Here is a 20,872-nt window from a genome sequence, read left to right as displayed (position 1 = left end):
AAGTGGGGAAGCTAGATCAACGAAAGTCAAAAAAGCGTGAAGACGCCAGCACTTACTGGCTCGGAATTGACTCAAGTTGTTGCAGCAGTAAAGCGGCCTGGGTCCGGGTCCGCACGTTCAACTTGCGAAAAATCGCCGTGACATGGGCCTTGATGGTCGCTTCGGACACATTCAGCTCGTAGGCAATCTGCTTGTTCAGCAAACCCTCGCAGACCATGGTCAACACCCGGAACTGCTGTGGCGTCAGGCTGGCGAGGCCATCGCTGGCAGCCTTGGCTTCATCCGAAACGCTGACCGCTTCGAACGCCTGGGGTGGCCAGAACACGTCGCCATCCAGTACTTTGCGCACCGCTTCCTGAATCACGCTCAGGTCGCTGGACTTGGGAATGAAACCACTGGCACCGAATTCCCGGGACTTGACCATCACCGAGGCTTCTTCCTGGGCCGAAACCATCACCACCGGAATCTGCGGGTACTGACCGCGCAGCATCACCAGCCCGGAAAACCCGAAAGCACCCGGCATGTTCAGGTCCAGCAGCACCAGATCCCAGTCAGCCTTTTCGGTCAGGCGGGTTTCCAGCTCGGCGATGCTCGCCACCTCCACCATGCGTACATCCGGGCCAAGGCCCATCGTCACCGCTTGATGCAAAGCGCTACGAAAAAGAGGGTGATCATCGGCAATCAGGATGTCGTATGTGGCCATTTTTCAAATGATCCTGTTTTTGATGGCGGGCCCGGGCATTCGGGCCTTGCCAAAGCAACTCGAGACACCGCCCGGCGGCGGTATCCACAGGGGCACGTTCAACGCCAATCACGAACAAAAAACGGCGTTTCAAACCTTGGCCGCACCCCAATCGGCGCCAAGCATGACCAGCCAGGCCGGGGTGGTCAAGCCACGCGGCCACTGCTTTAGCAGTATGGGCCAGGATCAGGCCGGTAATGGCGCCGCGTTTCGGATATAGGGCAGCAATTCAGCGTGGGCCGGGGTCGACACATTGACCTCCAGTTGCTGCTTGGCTCCCAGGTAATGCTGGCTGAACACATCGAAATAGGCATCCAGCGCCGACGCCGCGTCCGAATCACCGGCCAGTTCCAGACACAGCGCCGCCACTTCGGCGGTGCACAGGTGCTCGCTGCGGGTCGAGCGGCGCAGGCGATAGCGCGACAGCTTGTCGGGCAACAGGCTGAGGATCGGCAAACGGTCGAAATACGGGCTCTTGCGGAAAATCTTCCGGGCTTCGGTCCAGGTCGCGTCCAGCAGGATGAACAGCGGACGCTTGCTGCTATCGAGATCCACGGTGTTGGTCACCCGCGAGGGTTCGACGTACTCGCCGGGGAACACCAGATACGGCTGCCATTGCGGGTCGTTCAGCAGCGCCAGCAGTTGCTCGTCGGGCTCGGTCCGCGACCAGATGAAAGCATGATTGTCGCGCACGATGTCGGCGATCAACCAGCCGGTATTGCTGGGTTTGAACACTTCCTTGCCGGTCATGATCAGGCAAACACCCGAACGCGTATCGACGGTCGGCCGCCAGGCGCACAGGCAATGGCTGATGATCACGCGGCAATCGCGGCAGCGCGGGGAGCGAAAACCACGGGCTTGGATCGGCTTGATGCCTTCGTCCTCGCGCTGATCGCGCAGGCGGGCCACGGCGTTGGGGGCATGATTCATCGCAGACGGCACCGGCAGGCAGGGAAACTCGACACGAACGACACTCGGCAGGGCAATAAAGGCCGGCAGTTTACCAGAGCGACGGGCACAAGCCTGTACCCTCCCGACCGGCTCCCCTATAATTCGCCGCCACTGAACGCACAGTCACGTGGCTGGTCGAACCACCAGTCACTGAACCAGGAGAGTTTCATGCTGCGCCTTATCGTTCCCACCGCTGCCATTCTGCTGGCTTCGTCCTTCAGCGCTCAGGCTGCATCCCTGAGTGAGCAGAATCTGAACCGAGAGCTGCGCAATGTCGCCGCACAAAGCAGCGTCGGCACGCCACGGGCGATCAACGAAGACATTCTTGATCAGGGCTACACCGTCGAAGGCACCACGCTGGTCAATCACCTGAGCGTGCAAAAGAGCCACGCCGACAAAATGCGCGCCGATCCGAAAGCCGTGTATTTTCAGCTGGGCGCCTCGGTCTGCAACAACCCGTCGTACCGCAAGCTGATGGCCAAGGGCGCGATCATGCGTTATGAATTCACCGAAGTGAAAACCAACAAGGCGATCGGCTCCGCCAGCTACCAGGAATCGGATTGCCCGAAAGCGGCTCCAGCGAAGAAGAAGTAATCATCTCGACGTGGCGCGCCGCTGTTCATCCTCGGCGCGCAGTTCGGCCAGCAAGGCCTGCAAGTAACGCGAGCGGCGCTCCCCTCCCGCCAGGCGTCGGCAGCACTCCTCTTCGAGACTCACATGATTGGTCTCGGCTGATGCTTTCAACAATCGATACAGCTGCGCATCGATCTCCAGAATGACTCTGGTCATGTGTCCCGCCTCCTTGCCACCCGCAAATCCTTGAATAGCGTGCACCTGGCGTACGCTCGTTGACGCAAAGTTGTCGCACGGTGCCTTTAACCTAGTAAATCAGAGCATTCAGCCCTCGACGTGGCATCGGACGAGCGGTGAAAACACTTCGAAAAGCGGCAATAAGCAGTTGCCAGGAAAGACTTTGCGGCGCGATGTTCAATGAGCGAAAAATGCTTTGAGGGTCTAGATTCAACGTATTCCCGATCTTTTATTAACGGCAGGAAAGGAGCTGCCGGCTGTTTGTTTTCTTGCAGCGCGGCACTGACGCCGCACGTCAGGGCCGGAAGCTCTGTGCAGAAGGAGAAGTTGCATGCCTTACCAACCGAATGACCTGCTCAGCCGTCATTTTCAGGAAAGCGGCCACGACCTCATCAGCAAGGTCGAAGAACAACTCAACCTGGTGTCACCCGACAGCCCGAATTCCCCCATCTACCGCGACATGATCCTGACCGTGCTGCGCATGGCCCAGGAAGACCACAACCGCTGGAACGCCAAGATCACCCTGCAAGCCCTGCGCGAACTGGAGCAGGCCTTTCGCACCCTTGAACAGTTCAAGGGGCGACGCAAGGTCACGGTATTCGGTTCGGCTCGAACCCCGGTCGAACATCCCCTTTACGCCATGGCTCGGGAACTCGGGGCCTCGCTGGCCCGCTCGAACATGATGGTCATCACCGGTGCCGGCGGCGGAATCATGGCCGCGGCCCATGAAGGTGCCGGGCGCGATCACAGCCTCGGGTTCAACATCACCCTGCCCTTCGAACAACATGCCAACCCCACCGTGGACGGCACCAATAACCTGCTGCCGTTCCATTTCTTCTTCACCCGCAAGCTGTTCTTCGTCAAGGAAGCCGATGCGCTGGTGTTGTGCCCCGGCGGGTTCGGCACCCTGGACGAAGCGCTGGAAGTGCTCACGCTGATCCAGACCGGCAAAAGCCCTCTGGTGCCGGTGGTGCTGCTGGACGCACCGGGAGGGACTTTCTGGCAAGGCGCGCTGGACTTCATCCGCCAGCAACTGGAGGAAAACCGCTACATCCTGCCGACCGACATGAAGCTGATGCGCCTGGTCTACAACGTTGAAGAGGCGGTGGAGCAGATCAACCAGTTCTATGGCAACTTCCACTCCAGCCGCTGGCTCAAGCGCCAGTTTGTCATTCGCATGAATCACAAACTTAGCGATCAGGCCCTCGACCATATGCAGGAGGCTTTTGCCGATCTGTGCCTGAGCGATCAGTTCCATCAACACGCCTACGCTGGCGAAGAACACGACGAGGCTCAATTCAGTCACCTGACGCGCTTGGCATTCGCGTTCAATGCCCGAAACCACGGGCGTCTGCGGGAGCTGGTGGACTACATCAATCTGCCGGAAAACTGGGCCCAGTCAAAACCCCAGACCGCGCAACGCACCCGCGAACCGTCGAAGGTAACGTGAAGGCAAAAAAAACGGCCCGCTATCGAAATAGCGGGCCGTTTTTTTTGATTGAAGCTGAAGCGATTTAATCGTCCATCCCTCTACCGCTGAACAAGCGGTTGATCATCTCCATCGAGAATCCCCGGTACGCCAGGAATCGACCTTGTCTGGCGCGTTCCTTGGCATCGCCGGGAAGTTGTCCGGAGAACTTCCGTTGCCACGTGTCCGTTAGCTGCTCCTGCCAGTTTATGCCGCTCTCGCGCAAGGCGAGTTCGATATCGGCGCGTTGCAAACCGCGCAGGCTCAGTTCTTCGCGAATCCGCAGAGGGCCATAACCGGAGCGGGCGCGATAGGAAACAAAGCTTTCAAGATATCGGGCTTCGGAAAGCAGCCCTTCTTCCGTCAATCGGTCGAGGGCCGTTTCGATCATCTCGGGGGGAGCGCCACGCTGACGCAGTTTGCGCGTCAGCTCGACTCGACCGTGCTCGCGGCGTGCGAGCAGGTCCATGGCGGTTCGCCGCACCGCGACGAGGGTATCGAGTACGGCGGTTGTCATCGGTGCAATCAGATATCAGCGTCAGCCAGGTCGTCTTCGGTCTCTTTGACCGCAGAAGCCTTGGAATCAGCAATCACAGCTGGCGACAGCAGTTTGTCACGCAGTTGCTTCTCGAGCTTGGCCGCGACTTCCGGGTTGTCCGCCAGGAACTTGGCCGAGTTGGCCTTGCCCTGACCGATCTTGGTGCCTTCGTAGGCATACCAGGCGCCGGACTTCTCGACGAAACCGTGCAGTACGCCCAGGTCGATCATCTCGCCGTTCAGGTAGATACCCTTGCCGTAGAGAATCTGGAACTCGGCCTGACGGAACGGCGAAGCAACCTTGTTCTTCACAACCTTGACACGGGTTTCGCTGCCGACCACTTCGTCGCCTTCCTTCACCGCGCCGGTACGGCGGATGTCGAGACGAACCGAGGCGTAGAACTTCAGCGCGTTACCACCGGTGGTGGTTTCCGGGCTGCCGAACATCACGCCGATCTTCATGCGGATCTGGTTGATGAAGATCACCAGGCAGTTGGCGTTCTTGATGTTACCGGTGATTTTACGCAGCGCCTGGGACATCAGACGGGCTTGCAGGCCCACGTGCATGTCACCCATTTCGCCTTCGATTTCTGCCTTCGGTACCAGAGCGGCCACGGAGTCGACGATGATCACGTCAACGGCGTTGGAGCGCACCAGCATGTCGGTGATTTCCAGGGCCTGTTCGCCGGTGTCCGGCTGGGAAACCAGCAGGTCGTCGACGTTGACGCCCAGCTTGCCGGCGTACTCTGGGTCGAGGGCGTGTTCGGCGTCGACGAAGGCGCAGGTCGCACCGGCTTTTTGAGCCTGGGCGATCACGGACAGCGTCAGTGTGGTTTTACCGGAAGATTCAGGACCGTAGATTTCAACGATACGGCCTTTTGGCAGGCCGCCGATGCCGAGTGCGATGTCCAGACCCAGAGAGCCGGTGGAAATGGCCGGGATCGCCTGACGGTCCTGATCGCCCATACGCATTACGGCACCCTTGCCGAATTGACGTTCGATCTGACCCAGGGCCGCAGCCAAGGCTTTCTTCTTGTTGTCGTCCATTAAAGTCCTCACGTAATCAATAAGGCCTGACGGCCAACACCTGTATAAGTAGCCAGTATTATTCCACAGCGTTCACGGATCGCCTACCCCTGATTTTCGATTTCTCGTGCCGCTAGTCGCAGCAAGCCCTCTAGCGCGGCCTTCACCGTTTGTCGGCGGACGTCGTCGCGGTTGCCGGGGAAGTGCTGGACCTCGCTGGAAACCTGGTCGCCCACGCCCCACGCCAGCCAGACGGTGCCCACCGGTTTGTTCGGCGAACCACCGTCCGGCCCGGCCACGCCGCTGACCGCCACGGCAAACCGCGCCAGGCTTTTTTCCTGGGCGCCGCGCACCATGGCCTCGACCACTTCGCGACTGACCGCGCCCACGGTGCCGAACAGCTCGGTCGGTACATTCAGCTGCTGGGTTTTCTGGCGGTTGGAGTAGGTCACGTAACCCGCCTCGAACCATGCCGAACTTCCCGGAATGCGGGTGATGGCTTCGGCAATCCCGCCACCGGTACAGGACTCGGCCGTAGTGACGTGAGAATTGAGCAATTGCAGACGTCGGCCAAGTTCGGCCGCCAGTTGAGTGATTTCTTTCACGGCGCGCTCCGGATCGGATGGAATGGGTACCACCGTACACGAGCCGGTTGCGCTTTCAATACACAAGCTTATTCAAAATGTGCAGGCGCCAGCGCTCTGATATAGGCCTGACAGGCCTGCAAGGCGATCAGTCCGCGGTCGCCTTCGCCGGTGATGGCGACAATTCGTCGAGCATGCGCCGGGTCAAGTCGGGCGCGTACGGCTGCATGATCCACGCCGCCGGCGCCGGAGGCGGCTGGCACACCACAGCCTTGGGCAGCGTCGCCTGCGTCGATGAGGACTGACAGGCGCAGATCAGCAGTGGCAAGGCGATCGCGCAGGCGATCCTGATCACGTTGGGCATCGTTCAGTGCTCGGTAATGGGTTTGTTCGCCGGCCGCGAGCCTTTGCTCCAGGGCCAGACGCTTGTCCTGCTCGGCCTGTTGCGCGGCGGCAGCGGCCGAAGTCAGTTGATTGAGGGTCTCGGCCTGCAGCCGGGCCTGTTCGGCCAATTGACGACCGTAGCGCCAGTCCTGAAACTGCCAGGCCAGCGCCGCCGATCCTGCGGCCAACAGCACCAGGCCAATCAGCCGCCAGACGCTCAGACCGAAGGCTGGCATAGCACCGCCCTCGCCCGCCCCCAGAGTTCCAGGCGATCCTGCAAGCCGTTCAACCCGCCGTTGATCCGCCGGGTGATGCTGTTGAACTCATCACGGTCGGCCAGCGCGTTCAGGCCGTTCTGCGCCCAGAACCACGCCGCGGATTCGGCCGCCCATTGCGGTTGCTCCAGCAGCTCCGGTAGCGCCAGCAGTCGCTCATCGCCGAACAGCCCGAGGCTGCACTGGCGATAGTTGGTGCGGCCGGTAATCTGGATCAGCCCGCGCCCGCGATACTTCTGCCCGTCGCCATCGGCCTCGGGCGTGTTACCCAACCGCAGGGCCAGCGTACCGGTGTCGTATTTGCTCAGGTATTGGTTGTTGCCCAGTTCACGCACGTACTGCAATTGCCCCGACTCATGCCCGATCTGGGCAAGAAACGCGGCAATACGCTTGGGCGTGTCGATGCGATGGCGCGCCATGGCATCGTTGAGTGCAGAAACAAAAACGCCCGCTTGGCGGCGGGCGTTGGGCATGATGGTGAGTAGATTGTCTTCAGTGATTTGCATGATGCTCGATCCTCCCTGGATGTCCCGATTGAATCACGGTTGGCGGCCGAGACCGGTCAGCCATTTCTTTGCCAGGGTTTTCAGGGTTCCCTCCGGGGCACTTTCCTCCGGCGACGAAAACACCCAGCCAAGGGTGCCGAAGTTTGCCGACCAGTCGATTTGCGGCGCGGGCGTGATATCGGTGATGTCGACCCAGAGCAGATCCGGGTGAAACATCTCGACCATGTTTCCATCGGTCGAGAACAGCTCGACCACCGTGTTTTCAACAACGCGTGCGTAGGTTTTCATCAGGCGTACTCGTAAATGATCACGACGCCGGGGGCGCCAGAACCGCCGGGCCTGCCCGGTTGGTTGAGGGCGTTGGCAATGCCGCCGGCGCCTGCCCCGTAGCCGGTTCCTGGTGCTGCAAGACTCAGAGCCACGCTGCTACCAGAGCCACCGCCACCCAACGGAGAGTTCCCGCCATGCCCGGCCAGAATTGAGCCAGTGACGTTGATCCCCGGACTGCCGGCCGCACCCGAACTGCTAACAATATTGCCGCCGGTAGCGCTCGTGCTCGGAAAGCCACCGACGAACAAGCCAAAATCGGTGACATTGATGACTCCGAGAGAGGGAGATCCGCCACCGCCCGGTGCAGACACCAAAGAGCCGAAGGAGCTGGTCCCACCTGGACCGGCACTTGCTGCAACAGCTCCGGCTGCACCTTTTGCACCCACGGTAATGACTTGGTTCGCACCTATGACGGCTGAAGAAATCCATGCTTCGGCATAGCTTCCGGAAGCACCGCCACCGGCAAGTGAAACCTGGCTGCCGTTGGTCGCGGCTATTCCACCACTGCCACCGCCGCCACCCAGCACCTTGACCAGCACATTTTTCATCCCCGTCGTCGGTACATAAATTCCCGAAGAGGTGAACGTCTTGATCCCCAGCAATCGACCGCTGTTGGCGTTGCCGCCACTGGCGTAAACCAGCAGCCAACTGTCCAGCAAAGCGCTGTAAACCACAGAGCAAACACTGCCTGCGACAATCTCCGCTGGGCGCAATGCACTCTGCGCCAGACTCAAAAGCGGCTTGGGCAGCAAGCCATTCGGCGCAAAGGTACTCGCTCCGGTATTGGCATTGCCTGCGGTGAAACGCAGCGCCAGCCCGTCCTTCAACGTCGTGATGGCCGGCACGTAGTTGGCCATGTACAGATTGGCAGCGCCGATATCCGCGGCGTGTTTATCTTCACCGACCTGGCTTATCTTTTTGATTGCCAGGAGCAACTGCGTCGCATCGTTTTCGCTCGGCTCAAGGCCCGCAGACTTGACGACATTCAACAACTCATCGGTGACACCGTTGCCCCAGGTCGCGGGAATCAACGATCCCGGCAATCCACCGACGACGTCTTCATTGACGAACTTGCCGTTCACCAGCCCGATGCCGGGAACGCTTTTCGGGTAATCCATTTCCGTTTCCTTTATCTGCTAGAGCGCCGAAGCCAACCAGCGCGGCGCTACCGGACGATGCTCGCTGAACGGGAAAAACGACGCCTGGGGCCAGCCGCGCAACTCGCGCCGATAGGTTTGCAGTTCGGCATATTGCTCGGTGGTCAGCGTGGTGCCGCCGCCGTCCTCCAGCTCATCGCGATCACGCGCCACCAGGCCATCGGTCGCGGCCAGTTGCGCCGTGCGCCAATGGCGTTCGATATCGGCTGCTTCTTCGGGACTCGGTGGCGGCGGATCCACCAGAATCGGAAACCCGTTGTCATTGTTGACGCCAATCACCTTTGGCGAGACGGCCAATTGCTGCAACAGGGAGATCCAGTACGCCTGAGGAATTTCGATCACATCCTCGGGAATGTCCGAGGTGTTGATACCGGGTACATAAACGGCCCGGGTAGTTGCGCTGAAAAACACATTGAACGGGTTCATTCAGTAGCCCTTTGCAAAATAATAGATACCCCAGTTTGCCGAGACGGCCCCGTTATAACTGCGGACCTTCAAACGGCATCCGGTTCGGCTTTCCGATCCCGCGTACTGAACGACCATGGCTCCATCGCCGCCCGAATGGATGGCGACAATCGATGAAAAGGCGGTCGGGAATGCGATCGGAAAGGTCACATAGACATCGCCATTGGAATCGGTCGTCCCGACTCCCCATTGATCGATGTTGCCGCTGGGAAAGCGCTGGTAACCGACATTGCCGTAGACGCCGGAATGGGCCGTCGCATACCGGTCGCTGATCGATCCGCCGTACAGTCGCCACTGTCCGGTCAACTTGACCAGTTGCGCCGAATCACCGAGGCCAAGCTTGAGTGCGCCGATGGTGCCGTTGCAGGTTTCAATGGCTTCATTGCCGGTGGGACTGATCGTCAGAACGCCATTCCCGGCGTTGAGGATATGCAGGGTCCCGGCATGAGGAATATTGGCAACGGAAGGCAGGGTCGCCGTAATCGGCGTGGCGCTGGAAAAACTGGCCACGCCGCCCACGCTGGCCGCTGTCAAAGTCGTACTCGTCGGATAGGAGGCGAAACCGGAAAACTGCAGACCGCTGCGGCTCACGAAAGCGGTAGTGGCGACCGACTGACTGTTGTCGAACTGCGGCGCGGTCGCAAACAGTTTGTTGCTGCGCAATGCCGTCAGCACTTGGTCGGTTCGAGTCTCGGACGGGGTGAGGCCAGCGGTCTGGATGACGGTCAGCAGCTCCTGAGTGATGCCGTTGCCCCAGCTGGCCGGGATCAAGGATCCCGGCTTGCCGGTGACCGGGTCTTCATCGACAAACTTGCCGTTCACCAGACCTGCGCTGGGAACACTATTGGGGTAGTCCACGGTTTATCTCCTTATCTGAATTCATGGGTTGTGTGAGGGCTTCAGCCAATGTCCGTGGCCAGCCATTGGGGCGCTGACGGTCGTAAAACGGAGGACGGAAATGCGCCGGCACCTGGCCAGTCACGCAAGGCCTGGCGGTACTCGAGCAGCTCCAGATATTGCTGGGCCTTGAGCGTTGTTCCGCGTCCCAGTTCCTGCTCGTCGCGGTGGCGGGTGACTTGCCATTCGGTGGCTGCGAGTGCGGACTGGCGCCAGGCGCGCTCTGCTGCCAGAGGCTCGTTGTCGTCGACCATTGCGACCTGAGCGATGACAGGAATTTGCGGTTCGCACGAAGGTTCGATCGCGGGAGTCGCATCGGCCATCGGCGCGCCGATTTCGACGCTCACACCCTCGGGCACCTGCACCATCGCAGCGACAAAAGCAGGCGCGAAGAGTTGGTCGATCGCGTAGTCACCGGTGTCGATCACTTCGACCGCGACACCGTTTTCAATGCGTGCATACATGACCATTACGCGTACTCCCAGATTTCACAGAAAGCGTTGCCGCCGGCACCGCTCAGAAACGACACAGACGTGTTGTTGGAGCAGGTACCTCCACCTCCGGAACCACGAACCCCCGCATAGCCATTGCCGTTGATACCGGTGGACGACGCACCGCCATCAAACGGGCTGGCCCCTCCGGTACCGGAAAGCACGCCCCAATTGTTGTTGAACATCGCGAACCCACCGCTCATGCCGCGGGCGTTGGTCAGATTGCCGCCCGTGACCACCTGACCACCCGGACCGCCCTGGACGAAGCCGTTCGCCGTGGGTCCCACGGCGACAGCCAGAACCGATCCGCCAGCGCCACCGGCAGCACTCATCAAAGAACCGAACGAAGCGCCGCCCCCCGCCAAGCCAGCCACAGTGCGGGACGCGCCACCAGCGCCCAGCGTGACCGGCACGCCGGCGAGCATGTCCGTTGTCACGTCGTACAGACCTTCCGCATAGGCACCGGCGCCACCGCCTCCGCCAATTCGCAGAGTGCTCACCTCGACAGGTGCACATCCGCCTCCGGAACCTCCCGCGCCGACCAGCCGGACGCGAATCCTTTTCGCATTGGGGTTGGGGCGGTAAACCGTGATCCCGACCGCGTCGATCTGCCTGACCGCCAACAACCGCCCCACCGCATCGGTGATGCCGTAGCCCGCCAGCGTGGTCGGGGTGTTTTTCATTTTGGTGAAGTCGACCAGGGCGCCAATGGCCGTTGCCAACTGATTGGTCTTGCTCTCGTCCGGCGTCAGTCCGGCGGCCTTGATGGCGTTGAGAATTTCTTGCGTGACACTGTTGCCCCAGGCGGCGGGGATCAATGATCCGGGCGTGCCGGCAACCGGGTTTTCATCGACAAAACCGCCGTTGACCAGGCCGACGCCGGGGATGCTGTTTGGATAATCCATTGCACGGTTCCCTGTGCTGCGGTCAGTTGGTTACGCTTGCGCCGGGCACTGCCGGCCAAGTGATTTCAGTGGGGAAACCGGCCTGCTTTTCTATGCGATTCAGCTCCACGCTATAGAGCTTCCATTCGAGCAATTGCAGTTGCTCTTCGTGGCTGGCGTCGCCGATGTCTTCGGCGTATTGCAGGGGGGCGATGCGCAGGACGGCATCGCGCAGCAGCGTGTCGCGCTGTTCCAGCATCTGCTGGCTGATGCTGAGCAATCGGGCCTGTTCATCCACTTGCCAGGCGTCGCCGCGCCACACATGAAATTCCCCCGGCCAGGGCTGCGTTGTGAGGGTATCGGGCAACTCCCCCAACTCACTCCAGATCTGCTGCCCGCCGCCATCCTTGCGGAAAACCGGACCGCGCCGGTCAATCACCTCTCGCGGTACACCGTTGATCAGGGCCCAGGTACGACCGGCTTCTGGCGCGGGCAACTCGAAGGACAACTCCACCGCATTGCCGGGCAGTTGAATACCGATGCCCGGGGTCACAAAAAACTCGACAGGCCCGGACAAGGCGCCCGAGCCGTCAAACAGATAGTTGAACATAGGCACCTCAGATGAGCTTGATACGGCCGGGATAGGCGATGTTGCGAGGGCGGGACTTGAACGCCAGCAGCAGGGCGTTGGCGGCATCCCGCTGATAACTCGTACCGGCAGGGAAGACCGGGCCACCGTTGTACAGCCCGGACACGTATTGCGGTTCTTCACGAGTATCGGCACCGAAACTCGTCAGGCTGTCCGACCACCACGCGCCGACCGCTCCGGCACCATTGGCGCCCATGGCATACGAATGCGTCGAGCCCACCTGAAAAGAACCCATCGCACGTGCCGCATCCACGCCCCGCCCCTCGTCCAGCACTCGCAGAAACTCACCGCGCCCTTCAGGGCCTCGGAAGGTTGCGGCACCGTCACCCGACGTCCATTTACCTTCGTTGCCCGCACGCGCGGCTTCGGTACCCAACATTCCAGATAGCTGCGCGTGGTCCCACAACCAGGGCCACTCGGCACGCTTCATGACTGTACCGTTGAGCGCACCGTAGCCACCGGGACTGAGCAGGATGGTCGTTTCAAAAAACGGTCGGCCGAGTGGAGTGTTGTCGAACCGACCGACTGGCCACCAGCTACCCGCAGCATCGCTGCGCAACTGCCACCAATCCCCGCCGCCCATCAACACCAAAAACGGATAACCGCTGGGTGAAAGATGCGTGTGAAAACGGATGCGGTCGGAACCCGACGCCTGAACGATCAATCGGTTGCCGCTGTTATCCATGCGCCGAACAATCACATCGCGTACACCCAGCGCCGCGTTCGCCGGCGGCAACGTCACCGTCACGGCACTGGATCCGCCATCAATCAGCACCAGGCCCAGCTCCGGGTCAGTCAACGCCCTGGATGCAGTCAGCCGTGTTACCACCGAACGCATCGGACTGGCATTGCCGACAATCGATTGAATGGCTCTGAGCAACTGACCGGTATCGGCCTCGGCGGCTGCCAGCCCGGCGCCAGTAATCACGTTGAGAATCTCTTGTGTAACGCTGTTGCCCCACACCGCCGGAATCAAGGAGCCGGGCGTTCCGGCCACCGGATTTTCATCGACGAACCGGCCATCGACCAGGCCGACGCTGGGGACACTCTTCGGATAATCCATTGCGTTATTCCCTAGTCATAGTTGATATGCACCTTGGTATGCGCCGGTGCCGCCCGGTGGATCAGGCATTCCAGCGCCGAGCCCGGATTCACGCCGAAGCGCTCGCCCCAGTAGCTCGCGCCATAACGCCGGCCGAGCAGCAAGCGGCCGCCAGTATTGAGCGTCCACATGAACTGCGCTTCCCAGGTGCCCCAGTGCGCTGCGCCGAAACGCGAACGGCCCATACGCGGGGCTTCGAGTTCGGTGATGGTGGCGTTGGGGTAACCCTGGCTTTTGGCGATTTCCAGGTAGTAGCCGACGGCCTGGCTGCCGACCGCCAGCAAGCGGCGGCGCACGGCGAGGCGACGGTCGTCGAACAGCGGCGTGGCGCCGAGGCACGGGTCGGGCAGGTTCATCACCTGCTCCCAGTCCGGCACCAGTTCGCTGACGCCGGCCGGGTCCATCTCGTTGAGCAGGTCGGCGGCGCGAGCGTCGAGGCGCGCCAGTTCGACGGCGACGCCTTGCAGCACTTCCTCAAGCTCCGGCACGCGCTCCGGATCCCATGCCGGACCGCTCGGCAGCAAGGCGCGCAGTTGCGCCTGGTATTGCGCGGCGGTTCTTATGGCAGCCATACGCAACCCCCGAAGGTGAGCAGTTCGCTGTCACCCGCGGCCACGTTCGCCACCGGGGCTGACAGCACGTGATCGGTTTCACCTGCCGCGCTGCTGATCGCTTCGCGGATATGGCTGATCAACAGATCCTCGCCCAGGTCGGCTTCACGGTTATGCAGGTCGCGCAGCTGAGTTTCGACGGCGGCACGCACGGCAGTGGTGTCGGGGATCAGCTTCAGTTGATAAGTCACCGGCTTCTGCACCGGCGGGCGTACATGCACTTCGGCAGTCACCGGGCGCAACGGCTCGATATAAGCCTGCACTTCGGCCAGTTGATCGGCATTCGGCACCGGTTGCGGATCGTCGTCGCGCATGATGTACACGCCGACGGTGCCCGGCCCGAGGAAGCCGCCACGGCACCACGCGCGGGTCACACCCGGTACTTCCAGCGCCCAGGTTTCATAGTCGCTGGCCGAACCGCCGTGGGGGATCACGCGATAGGAGCGGATCACCCGCGAGCGCAATGACTCCAGGCTTTCCCGCGCCACGCCGCCATTGAGCCCCGGCGCCAGCACCACAAAACTGTTGCTGACCACACCGGCGATCGGCTGCACCGGCGTCAACGCCAGCCCGGCCTCGGCGTTACCCAGACTGCCGGCATCCAGCGCGGCGATGCTGGTGCTGTTGACGCCATTGACGGTGGTGCGCGCGACGGTGACTTTGAAGGTGCGACCGTCACTCGCCTGCAGCAACGTATCGGCGTCCAGCACCGCGCCCGCCGTGGCGCTGAAGCTGACCGTGCCGGTGGCAACCTGCGCCGGTTTGCGCGGTTGGTTCAGGCGCAGTGCGGCGATGCGTTCCAGGGTCGATTCATCGGCGGTGTCGGGCAGGATCTGCTCGGCAATCCAGTCAAGGTAGCCATACAAACCGTAAGCGGCACCACCGAGTGTACGGGCCAGGACTTGCGCATCGGACTGGCGCAGCGAATCGCCGGCCAGGTCGCTTTGGGTGCGCTTGATCAGCACCGGCAGCGAAGGGGTTTCAAACGGCATAGATCACCTGCCAACTGTTATCGGGGTTGATGTCCAGGCGTTCGCCGTCGGCCAGGGTCAGGACCGAGCGCAGGTTCAGGCGCTGGGCGTCGAGGCGTTCGCTGATGATGTCGATGGCGCTGCAGTGGCCGTCATCGATCAGCCACTGCAAGGCTTCGCGGGCATAGAACTCGGCGTCCATCTGCGTCTGGCGGGTCAGCTTGACCCGGCGCAACAGCCACAGTCGTGAGCCGATGCGATCGTCGGCCACGGTGGGAAAGGTGTCGCCCCACCAGCCGAAACGCTCCTCGTCGTCGAGGGCATCGTCGTCGGCGGCGCGGCGCCAGGTGAACAGGCTGATCAGCACCGCACGGGTCAGCGCGGCGTGGAGGTTCTGACTGAAAAGCATCACTGACCTCCCGCCGGCGCGCCGGTCTGGCCACTGCCCGCCTGCACGCCAACGTGCACGTGCTTGATCTGGCTGATGCCGCCGGCCACTTGATCGCCCTTGGAAACGATCTTGCCGGTCTGGTTGATCACCGGCGTCTCGAAGTTCACGGCGGTGCTGGCGCGGATATTGAGCGTGGCGGTTTCGATGTCGATGATCCGCCCGCGCTTGAAGTGAATCTTGTCGCCCTCGTCGGTGTAGATCGCCACCTCGCCGGCCGCCAGCGATTGCAGGCGGTAACGGCGGTCGGCGACCACCAGAGCGATGGCGTGAGAACGGTCACCGCCGAGAAACGTGACGACACCTTCGGCACCGGCCAGCGGATGGCTGGTGAAGCCGTAGGGTTCGAAGTGCTCCATGTCGTCGTTCACTTCACCGGCGGTGAGGCGCATTTGCAGCGATTGCAGCTTGGATGCCGAATTGGCGAGCACGACAGTGCCGCGCGCCAGCAGGCGTGTCAGTAGGCTCATGAATTGTCCTCAGGACTTTGCCAACACAAAACCTGTGGGAGCGGGCTTGCCCCGCGATGGCGGTGTGTCAGGCAAAGTAGTGTTTGCGGTAACCACCGCTATCGCGGGCAAGCCCGCTCCCACAGGGTCAGGTGATGCCAGTCAGGTTCGGCGTCAGGCTCAGGTTTTTTTCGGGGGCGTCGGATTGGCGTCGAAGGTATGCGGCGGCGCCACTTGCAGCGTGGTCACCGAGCCTTGCGCCGACAACGAATACGTAACCTTGGAGATCAGCATGTCGCCATCGAAGCCGAGTACCGGATCCTTGACCTTCACCAGCGTGTTGTGGCGCCACAGATCGCCGTTGGACTGGCGCCAGCCCTGCACCTGATACGTGGTGGTCAGCGCCCGGCCCATGCGCGTGGCGCTTTCCCACTGGGCCCGCTGCTGGGCCAGTTCGAACGTCAGTTGCGAGCCCTCGTTGATGATCGTGGTGCGCCGGCGTTTGAAGCTCAGGTCGGTCGCCGTCGATTCCACTTCGCTGGCTGCCGCCCCGCTCTTCTTGTCGTTGCCCTTTTGCTGGCCGATCACCTTGTATTCGGAGAACACCTGGCTGTGATCCATCGGCGCATTGGCCGAGAGAATGTTCTTGCCCAGCTCCAGCGCATCGCTCGCGCGGCCGCCGCTGCCCGGTTTGGCCAGCACCAGCCGCCCCTCGGCGTCATCGGTGGAAAACACCCGGTACAGCGAGAGCAGACGGTCGATCGACTGAAACACGGTTTCACCCGGAACGATGGTGTGTTTGCTCAGGCGTGCGGTCTCGGGAATTTCGTTGACCACAAACTGCGTGTATTCCCCGGCCAGGGCCTGGACGATGCTCAACAGCGATTGATCCTGCCATTGGCCGGGGATATTTCGCGCCGCACAATCGACCAGATCCTGGGTCTTGGAACTGCCTTCGATGCTCAGGCTGATCTGCCGCCCGTCATAGCTGATCGGGGCCTTGAACACATAACCGGTGAGCACCAGATCCTGGCCGATCCGCACTTCGCACGGGTCGCCGGCCTTGATCCGCTGATCCACGGTCTGCCCCGGCCATTGCCAGGTGATGTCGAGTTTGAAGGTGCGGAACTGACGCTCCAGGTCCGCGGTGATCTGCACGCTTTTCCAGCCGCCGTACTCCATGTTGTTGACGGTCAGCGTGACGCGGTTGTCCATCTCGCTCATGGCTCACTCCCGGGAAACTTTGACTTCGTTGGGTGGGAAGCTCGGATGAGACAGACCGTTGCGCTGAATGACCTCGGTCACACGGGTGGCGTCGCCAAACTGTTTGTAGGCCACGACCACTGCCGGAAAGGTTTCCTGAAAGGTTTTGCTGACCAGTCGCACACCGGACGAAGCCACGGCCTTGAGGTGCGCGATCAGCGCCTCCTTCACATCGGCGATGGCTTGATAGTGCGCGGGGTCGGCCTTGTCCTGGGCCTTTTGCAGCGCTTCGTTCAACTCTTTTTGCAGGGCTTGCAGATCGTCGGTGACCGGAACTTCCTGACGGCTGACCGGCTGCTTCGATTGCTGGTCCAGCGAGGGTGTCGAGGTCAGTTTCACCGGTGTCGACGCCACCGGCATCGAGGCCACCCACTGCGCCACTTTGACGATCAGCGTGTCCTGCACCAGGTTGGCCATCGCTTGCGCGGCGGCGTTGGTGTCCTTGCCGGTGGTGATTTTCGGCGCGTCGGCCTTGCGGATGGCTTCGATCTGTTGGGACACGTCGGCAATCACGCCACGGTAGCCCTCCTTCGCGAATGCCTTCAGCTCCTTGATATCGCCGAGCAACCCCTTGAACTCCGCCGCCACTTCCTTGGGCAGCTCCTTCACGGCTCTGACCAGTTCGGTGATCTGCTTGTACTGCGCGATCAGCGGTTTGAGCTGTTCCTTGATCACGTCGTACACCCCGGTGAGGCTGTTGCGCAGATTGGCGATGCCGATCCGCGCCGCCTTGATCAGGGTCATCGCCTGTTCGAAACGCGCCACCGCCGAGCCGAGCAAACCGTCGGCCTTGATCAGCAGGACTTTTTGCGTGCTGACCGTCGCCGTCGGAAACGGCAGCGGCCGGTCGGGGTAGAACTTCAGGCTGAACGTCACCATCCCGCCGTCCTGGCGGGTATGGGTCATGTCGCACTCGCCGACCTTGACCTGCAAGCGCCCCAGCCACGGATGCACCAGTTCGCCGCTGCCCTGCTCCAGGGCCTGGAGCAGCTTGTCGCGCTGCTCCAGGCAATCGGCACCGATGATGAACGCCGTCAGATCGTGGGTCTTGGCCTGCTGGCCGAGGTCCTCGAAAAACGGCAGGTCGCGTTGCGGGTATTCGTGCAACTGCCCCTTGCGACCGACCGGGGTTTTCGCCTGGTCGATCCAGAAACCGACACCGCGAAAGGATGCCGGCAACAAACGGTCACGCCAGTTCATTGGAACCTCCCATGGAGAGCGAGCGATAGCCGATGCGCGAACTGAGCGCCAGCCCCGGTTGATTGGTTTGCGGTTGATCGGTGCGCAGCCCCGCCGGCGCGTTTTCGAAGCGTACTGTCAGGCCGCCTTCGAGTTGCGTGCGGTTGTTGGCGGCGCTTTGCTGGATCAGGGCGCCAGAGGATTGCGGCAACGAACCGCCCTGCAACGCACTGCCACCCTCGGGTTTCGGACTGGCACCGAAGAAGGCCGGCGCCAGTTCACCCTTGCCTTCGGCATTGGTCTGGCGTTGCGCTTCAGTCAGGGTTTCGACCTTGCCGGTGACCTTGGCGATCAGCCCGGCGAAACCTCCATCGAACAACTCCTTGATCGGCGCGATGACGGTTTGCAGCTTTTGCCACAACTCGCCGAACCACCCGACAATCGGCCCCCAGCTCTCGATGATCTGATCCAGGGGTTTCCATTCGAACAGGCCGTGCAAAAAGTCCACGACCGGCGCGGACAGCGCCAGCACAACACCCCACAGCGCCGAAAAAACCTCACCGATCGGCTGCCAGTACTGCGCAATCTGCTCCAGTGGCGACCACTCGAACAGACCGGTGAAAAAGCCTTTGACCTGTTGCACTGACGTTTGCAGTGCCGTCCAGATCGGTTCGAAGAATCCGACAACACCACCCCAGGCGCTGGTCATCATTTCCATCGGGAAAAAATCGAACAGTGCCCGCAACGTATCCCGGGTGCTTTGCACGGCCGATTGCAGCGTCGTCCACACCGGCTGGAAGTACGCAACAACACCGCCCCAGGCGCTGGTAATCATCTGCATGGGCGAGAAGTCGAATAACGACACCAGAAAATCTTTAGCCGGTTGCGCGACCTTTCGCAGGCCGCTGAGCATCGGTTCGAAGAACCCGACAACACCGCCCCACGCACTGTTGATCATCTGCATCGGCGAGAAGTCGAACAGGTCTCTGAGGAACGCCATCACCGGCACACTCAAGGCCTTGAGCAGTTCCCAGATCGCCGAAAACAGACCGGTCAACGGCCCCCAGTTTTCCAGGATCAGGCCTGCGGGCGACCACGAGAAAACCGACTTGAAGAAGTCGATCACCGGCGCGGTCACGACCTTGACCTTGTCCCAGATCCCCGAGAAGAAACCGGTGACCGGTTCCCACAGCGCCGCCAGTGCCTCCAGCGGCCGCCAGTCGAGTACCGAGCGCAATGTCGCCATTGCACTGGCCCCGGCATTTTTCACGCTCTCCCACAATCCGGTGAAGAACGCGGAAATCGGTGTCCAGTTGGCCACGATCAAACCGGCCGCCACGGCAATGCCCATGGCGATCAGCATGATCGGGTTGGTCTTGAGCACCATGCTCATGACGTCCATCACCTGAGTCATACCGGTGACGGCGGTCTGCATGGCGGAAAACGCAATCGCCCCCGCTGCCAGGCCTTCGACCAGTTTCGGGTTGTCGGCCAGCAGGCTGCCGACCTGGGTCAGCATCGGCTCCAGCCCGACCACCAATGCGCCCACCGCCGGCACCAGTGCGGCGTCCACCGCAGCGGATACCTTCTCCATGGATGCGCTGAACACATTCATGTTCTGCGCGGCGGCTTTCGGTGTTTCCGGCAGGTCGACGGTTTTCGCCGTCTCGCTGACCTCGGCAAGCTTGCCCTGAAACGCCGCAGCCGATTTGATGCCGTCCACGAACGGCGTAATCACGCTGCCGCCCTTGAACAGACCGCTGATGTCGAGTTTGCCGAGGCCGGTCTGTTCGAGGTTTTTCTTGAAGTCATCGACCTTCACTCGCAGGGCGCCGAGTTTGGGTGACAGTTCGTCGATGCCGGTAAGCAGCACCGACGCTTTAGCTTTGGTTTCTTCTGCCATCACTGCACCTGCTGCATCGCATTGATCCGTTGCGCGTGCTCCAGCGATTCGCGAAGCACATCCAGTGGCCTGGCCATCATCTGTTCGGGGTCAACCTTCCAGAACCAGGCCAGGTCATAGGCGACCGAAATCAGGTCGGTGATGGCTCCGACGCCGCACTCATGAAAAAACTCGCAACGGCCCAGCTCAGCGCGTTGAGGTCAGCCAGATCCAGCTGGTTGACCGACGACGGCGGAATGCCGGCGCACACGGCGATGTATTTGGCCGCCACGTCCATGTCGAGGCTGACCTCTTCGCTCTTGTCGATCTTGTACGGCAGCGCCTTGATCGCTCGCACCTCCTGCACCGTCGGACGGCGCAGGACGAGTTCGGTCAGGGGCTCGCCGTGAGCTTCGATCGCAACCTGAAGCTTCACGGCGCCGCTCATTGCCAGGTCCCCTTGATGCCTTCGAATTTCAGTTCGATGGTGGCGTCATCGCCTTTGGAGACGGGTTCTTCGACCAGGTAGGCACCGGCCAGTACATAGACTTTGCCGTTGCTGAATTCGCAGGTGACGGTGATGTCGGTGCCTTCGATCAGCTTCTTCAGCGGGAAGTCGGCGGTGTGCAGCGCGGTCACCTTGAACGACGGCGCGATGTCGGTTTCCTTGTAGAAACCCGGCACGACGGTTTCGCGTTTGACGGCCATCAGCGGGGCTTCGCAGCCGCCGTTGATAGTCAGTTGTGCACCGTCGACCTTGACGTAGCAGGTGCCTGCAATCAGTTGACCCATGGTGTTACTCCCTTCAAAT

28 protein-coding genes are annotated in these 20,872 nt (G+C 61.4%); 3 read left to right on the top strand and 25 right to left on the bottom strand.

Translation table 11 applies throughout. The annotated features are described in order from the left end of the window. Positions 1-52: 52 nt before the first annotated feature. The gene (erdR, locus tag AWU82_RS16410) at positions 53-703 is read right to left on the bottom strand and encodes a response regulator transcription factor ErdR (protein ID WP_064379063.1); all 651 of its coding nucleotides are present in this window, start codon (positions 701-703) and stop codon (positions 53-55) included. Here erdR and AWU82_RS16405 point away from each other — a divergent pair. Continuing rightward, positions 696-962, top strand: coding sequence for a hypothetical protein (locus AWU82_RS16405; protein ID WP_139831636.1), 267 nt, complete (start codon positions 696-698; stop codon positions 960-962). The two genes, erdR and AWU82_RS16405, sit on opposite strands and share 8 nt — an antisense overlap. Here the strand turns inward: AWU82_RS16405 and AWU82_RS16400 are convergent. Continuing rightward, positions 929-1,672, bottom strand: coding sequence for a tRNA-uridine aminocarboxypropyltransferase (locus AWU82_RS16400; protein ID WP_064379062.1), 744 nt, complete (start codon positions 1,670-1,672; stop codon positions 929-931). The genes AWU82_RS16405 and AWU82_RS16400 overlap by 34 nt on opposite strands. 189 nt (positions 1,673-1,861) lie before the next feature. Between AWU82_RS16400 and AWU82_RS16395 the strand changes: the two genes are divergently transcribed. Beyond that, positions 1,862-2,287, top strand: coding sequence for a PA3611 family quorum-sensing-regulated virulence factor (locus AWU82_RS16395; protein WP_064379061.1), 426 nt, complete (start codon positions 1,862-1,864; stop codon positions 2,285-2,287). Here the strand turns inward: AWU82_RS16395 and AWU82_RS16390 are convergent, their stop codons facing one another. Further along, positions 2,288-2,482: a hypothetical protein gene (locus AWU82_RS16390; protein ID WP_011332745.1), complete on the bottom strand. Its 195-nt coding sequence runs from the start codon at positions 2,480-2,482 to the stop codon at positions 2,288-2,290. It abuts the gene before it with no gap. 352 nt (positions 2,483-2,834) lie between these two features. On the opposite strand from AWU82_RS16390, the gene AWU82_RS16385 reads away from it, so the two are divergent. Further along, positions 2,835-3,953 (top strand): LOG family protein, encoded by a 1,119-nt coding sequence (locus tag AWU82_RS16385; protein WP_064379060.1) that lies wholly within the window; start codon positions 2,835-2,837, stop codon positions 3,951-3,953. A 64-nt stretch (positions 3,954-4,017) separates the two neighbouring features. On the opposite strand, the gene recX is transcribed toward AWU82_RS16385, so the two are convergent. From recX to AWU82_RS16275, 22 genes are all read right to left on the bottom strand, one after another. Next, positions 4,018-4,488, bottom strand: coding sequence for a recombination regulator RecX (gene recX, locus AWU82_RS16380; protein ID WP_064379059.1), 471 nt, complete (start codon positions 4,486-4,488; stop codon positions 4,018-4,020). An 8-nt stretch (positions 4,489-4,496) separates the two neighbouring features. Further along, positions 4,497-5,555, bottom strand: coding sequence for a recombinase RecA (gene recA / locus AWU82_RS16375; protein WP_003222269.1), 1,059 nt, complete (start codon positions 5,553-5,555; stop codon positions 4,497-4,499). Positions 5,556-5,638: 83 nt separating this feature from the next. Beyond that, complete coding sequence (locus AWU82_RS16370) at positions 5,639-6,139, bottom strand: CinA family protein (protein WP_064379058.1); 501 nt, start codon at positions 6,137-6,139, stop codon at positions 5,639-5,641. A 68-nt stretch (positions 6,140-6,207) separates the two neighbouring features. Further along, positions 6,208-6,738 carry a lysis system i-spanin subunit Rz gene (locus AWU82_RS16365; RefSeq protein ID WP_064379057.1) on the bottom strand — a complete coding sequence of 177 codons (531 nt, stop codon included), beginning with the start codon at positions 6,736-6,738 and terminating at the stop codon, positions 6,208-6,210. Further along, a complete protein-coding gene (locus AWU82_RS16360; protein WP_064379056.1) occupies positions 6,720-7,283 on the bottom strand; it encodes a glycoside hydrolase family 19 protein in 564 nt (187 codons plus the stop codon). Before AWU82_RS16360 ends, AWU82_RS16365 begins: the two co-directional genes overlap by 19 nt. A 33-nt stretch (positions 7,284-7,316) precedes the next feature. Beyond that, positions 7,317-7,571, bottom strand: coding sequence for a hypothetical protein (locus tag AWU82_RS16355; RefSeq protein WP_064379055.1), 255 nt, complete (start codon positions 7,569-7,571; stop codon positions 7,317-7,319). Further along, positions 7,571-8,731, bottom strand: a complete 1,161-nt coding sequence (locus AWU82_RS16350) for a glycine-rich domain-containing protein (protein WP_064379054.1) — start codon at positions 8,729-8,731, stop codon at positions 7,571-7,573. The genes AWU82_RS16355 and AWU82_RS16350 overlap by 1 nt, the downstream gene beginning before the upstream one ends. A gap of 18 nt (positions 8,732-8,749) precedes the next feature. After that, positions 8,750-9,196, bottom strand: a complete 447-nt coding sequence (locus tag AWU82_RS16345; protein ID WP_064379053.1) for a tail fiber assembly protein — start codon at positions 9,194-9,196, stop codon at positions 8,750-8,752. Further along, a complete protein-coding gene (locus tag AWU82_RS16340) occupies positions 9,197-10,093 on the bottom strand; it encodes a gp53-like domain-containing protein (RefSeq protein ID WP_064379052.1) in 897 nt (298 codons plus the stop codon). Between the two features lie 41 nt (positions 10,094-10,134). After that, on the bottom strand, positions 10,135-10,602 hold the full coding sequence (locus AWU82_RS16335; RefSeq protein ID WP_064379051.1) for a phage tail assembly chaperone: 468 nt from the start codon (positions 10,600-10,602) through the stop codon (positions 10,135-10,137). Then, positions 10,602-11,528, bottom strand: coding sequence for a glycine-rich domain-containing protein (locus AWU82_RS16330; RefSeq protein WP_064379050.1), 927 nt, complete (start codon positions 11,526-11,528; stop codon positions 10,602-10,604). The genes AWU82_RS16335 and AWU82_RS16330 overlap by 1 nt, the downstream gene beginning before the upstream one ends. A 22-nt stretch (positions 11,529-11,550) precedes the next feature. After that, positions 11,551-12,117, bottom strand: a complete 567-nt coding sequence (locus AWU82_RS16325; RefSeq protein ID WP_064379049.1) for a tail fiber assembly protein — start codon at positions 12,115-12,117, stop codon at positions 11,551-11,553. 7 nt (positions 12,118-12,124) lie between these two features. Further along, positions 12,125-13,219: a hypothetical protein gene (locus tag AWU82_RS16320; RefSeq protein ID WP_064379048.1), complete on the bottom strand. Its 1,095-nt coding sequence runs from the start codon at positions 13,217-13,219 to the stop codon at positions 12,125-12,127. 11 nt (positions 13,220-13,230) lie between these two features. After that, positions 13,231-13,830 (bottom strand): YmfQ family protein, encoded by a 600-nt coding sequence (locus AWU82_RS16315; protein WP_011332730.1) that lies wholly within the window; start codon positions 13,828-13,830, stop codon positions 13,231-13,233. Further along, a complete protein-coding gene (locus tag AWU82_RS16310; RefSeq protein WP_064379047.1) occupies positions 13,818-14,861 on the bottom strand; it encodes a baseplate J/gp47 family protein in 1,044 nt (347 codons plus the stop codon). The genes AWU82_RS16315 and AWU82_RS16310 overlap by 13 nt, the downstream gene beginning before the upstream one ends. Next, positions 14,851-15,249, bottom strand: a complete 399-nt coding sequence (locus AWU82_RS16305; protein WP_064379046.1) for a phage GP46 family protein — start codon at positions 15,247-15,249, stop codon at positions 14,851-14,853. Before AWU82_RS16305 ends, AWU82_RS16310 begins: the two co-directional genes overlap by 11 nt. Continuing rightward, entirely contained in the window at positions 15,249-15,758 is a 510-nt protein-coding gene (locus AWU82_RS16300) for a phage baseplate assembly protein V (protein ID WP_011332728.1), read from the bottom strand. Before AWU82_RS16300 ends, AWU82_RS16305 begins: the two co-directional genes overlap by 1 nt. 159 nt (positions 15,759-15,917) lie before the next feature. Further along, positions 15,918-16,961 carry a phage baseplate assembly protein gene (locus AWU82_RS16295; protein WP_064379045.1) on the bottom strand — a complete coding sequence of 348 codons (1,044 nt, stop codon included), beginning with the start codon at positions 16,959-16,961 and terminating at the stop codon, positions 15,918-15,920. Positions 16,962-16,964: 3 nt separating this feature from the next. After that, on the bottom strand, positions 16,965-18,200 hold the full coding sequence (locus tag AWU82_RS16290) for a DNA circularization protein (RefSeq protein ID WP_064379044.1): 1,236 nt from the start codon (positions 18,198-18,200) through the stop codon (positions 16,965-16,967). Beyond that, the gene (locus tag AWU82_RS16285) at positions 18,187-20,082 is read right to left on the bottom strand and encodes a phage tail family protein (RefSeq protein WP_064379043.1); all 1,896 of its coding nucleotides are present in this window, start codon (positions 20,080-20,082) and stop codon (positions 18,187-18,189) included. The genes AWU82_RS16290 and AWU82_RS16285 overlap by 14 nt, the downstream gene beginning before the upstream one ends. Positions 20,083-20,212: 130 nt before the next feature. Continuing rightward, the gene (locus tag AWU82_RS16280; protein WP_003222226.1) at positions 20,213-20,509 is read right to left on the bottom strand and encodes a phage tail assembly protein; all 297 of its coding nucleotides are present in this window, start codon (positions 20,507-20,509) and stop codon (positions 20,213-20,215) included. Then, positions 20,506-20,853, bottom strand: a complete 348-nt coding sequence (locus AWU82_RS16275; protein ID WP_007908779.1) for a phage tail tube protein — start codon at positions 20,851-20,853, stop codon at positions 20,506-20,508. Before AWU82_RS16275 ends, AWU82_RS16280 begins: the two co-directional genes overlap by 4 nt. Positions 20,854-20,872: the final 19 nt, after the last annotated feature.

Origin of the sequence: Pseudomonas glycinae (assembly GCF_001594225.2) — a bacterium.
Classification (GTDB): Bacteria; Pseudomonadota; Gammaproteobacteria; order Pseudomonadales; family Pseudomonadaceae; genus Aquipseudomonas; species Aquipseudomonas glycinae.
Note: the sequence above shows the minus strand (reverse complement) of the source record. Positions and strands in the feature narration are given on the sequence as shown.

Excerpts from the sequence above, each read along its gene's own strand:
- erdR (WP_064379063.1), bottom strand. The coding sequence starts at position 703 with ATGGCCACATACGACATCCTGATTGCCGATGATCACCCTCTTTTTCGT.
- AWU82_RS16400 (WP_064379062.1), bottom strand. The coding sequence starts at position 1,672 with ATGAATCATGCCCCCAACGCCGTGGCCCGCCTGCGCGATCAGCGCGAG.
- AWU82_RS16395 (WP_064379061.1), top strand. The coding sequence starts at position 1,862 with ATGCTGCGCCTTATCGTTCCCACCGCTGCCATTCTGCTGGCTTCGTCC.
- AWU82_RS16390 (WP_011332745.1), bottom strand. The coding sequence starts at position 2,482 with ATGACCAGAGTCATTCTGGAGATCGATGCGCAGCTGTATCGATTGTTG.
- AWU82_RS16385 (WP_064379060.1), top strand. The coding sequence starts at position 2,835 with ATGCCTTACCAACCGAATGACCTGCTCAGCCGTCATTTTCAGGAAAGC.
- recX (WP_064379059.1), bottom strand. The coding sequence starts at position 4,488 with ATGACAACCGCCGTACTCGATACCCTCGTCGCGGTGCGGCGAACCGCC.
- recA (WP_003222269.1), bottom strand. The coding sequence starts at position 5,555 with ATGGACGACAACAAGAAGAAAGCCTTGGCTGCGGCCCTGGGTCAGATC.
- AWU82_RS16365 (WP_064379057.1), bottom strand. The coding sequence starts at position 6,738 with ATGCCAGCCTTCGGTCTGAGCGTCTGGCGGCTGATTGGCCTGGTGCTG.
- AWU82_RS16360 (WP_064379056.1), bottom strand. The coding sequence starts at position 7,283 with ATGCAAATCACTGAAGACAATCTACTCACCATCATGCCCAACGCCCGC.
- AWU82_RS16355 (WP_064379055.1), bottom strand. The coding sequence starts at position 7,571 with ATGAAAACCTACGCACGCGTTGTTGAAAACACGGTGGTCGAGCTGTTC.
- AWU82_RS16350 (WP_064379054.1), bottom strand. The coding sequence starts at position 8,731 with ATGGATTACCCGAAAAGCGTTCCCGGCATCGGGCTGGTGAACGGCAAG.
- AWU82_RS16345 (WP_064379053.1), bottom strand. The coding sequence starts at position 9,196 with ATGAACCCGTTCAATGTGTTTTTCAGCGCAACTACCCGGGCCGTTTAT.
- AWU82_RS16335 (WP_064379051.1), bottom strand. The coding sequence starts at position 10,602 with ATGGTCATGTATGCACGCATTGAAAACGGTGTCGCGGTCGAAGTGATC.
- AWU82_RS16330 (WP_064379050.1), bottom strand. The coding sequence starts at position 11,528 with ATGGATTATCCAAACAGCATCCCCGGCGTCGGCCTGGTCAACGGCGGT.
- AWU82_RS16325 (WP_064379049.1), bottom strand. The coding sequence starts at position 12,117 with ATGTTCAACTATCTGTTTGACGGCTCGGGCGCCTTGTCCGGGCCTGTC.
- AWU82_RS16320 (WP_064379048.1), bottom strand. The coding sequence starts at position 13,219 with ATGGATTATCCGAAGAGTGTCCCCAGCGTCGGCCTGGTCGATGGCCGG.
- AWU82_RS16315 (WP_011332730.1), bottom strand. The coding sequence starts at position 13,830 with ATGGCTGCCATAAGAACCGCCGCGCAATACCAGGCGCAACTGCGCGCC.
- AWU82_RS16310 (WP_064379047.1), bottom strand. The coding sequence starts at position 14,861 with ATGCCGTTTGAAACCCCTTCGCTGCCGGTGCTGATCAAGCGCACCCAA.
- AWU82_RS16305 (WP_064379046.1), bottom strand. The coding sequence starts at position 15,249 with ATGCTTTTCAGTCAGAACCTCCACGCCGCGCTGACCCGTGCGGTGCTG.
- AWU82_RS16300 (WP_011332728.1), bottom strand. The coding sequence starts at position 15,758 with ATGAGCCTACTGACACGCCTGCTGGCGCGCGGCACTGTCGTGCTCGCC.
- AWU82_RS16295 (WP_064379045.1), bottom strand. The coding sequence starts at position 16,961 with ATGAGCGAGATGGACAACCGCGTCACGCTGACCGTCAACAACATGGAG.
- AWU82_RS16290 (WP_064379044.1), bottom strand. The coding sequence starts at position 18,200 with ATGAACTGGCGTGACCGTTTGTTGCCGGCATCCTTTCGCGGTGTCGGT.
- AWU82_RS16285 (WP_064379043.1), bottom strand. The coding sequence starts at position 20,082 with ATGGCAGAAGAAACCAAAGCTAAAGCGTCGGTGCTGCTTACCGGCATC.
- AWU82_RS16280 (WP_003222226.1), bottom strand. The coding sequence starts at position 20,509 with ATGAGCGGCGCCGTGAAGCTTCAGGTTGCGATCGAAGCTCACGGCGAG.
- AWU82_RS16275 (WP_007908779.1), bottom strand. The coding sequence starts at position 20,853 with ATGGGTCAACTGATTGCAGGCACCTGCTACGTCAAGGTCGACGGTGCA.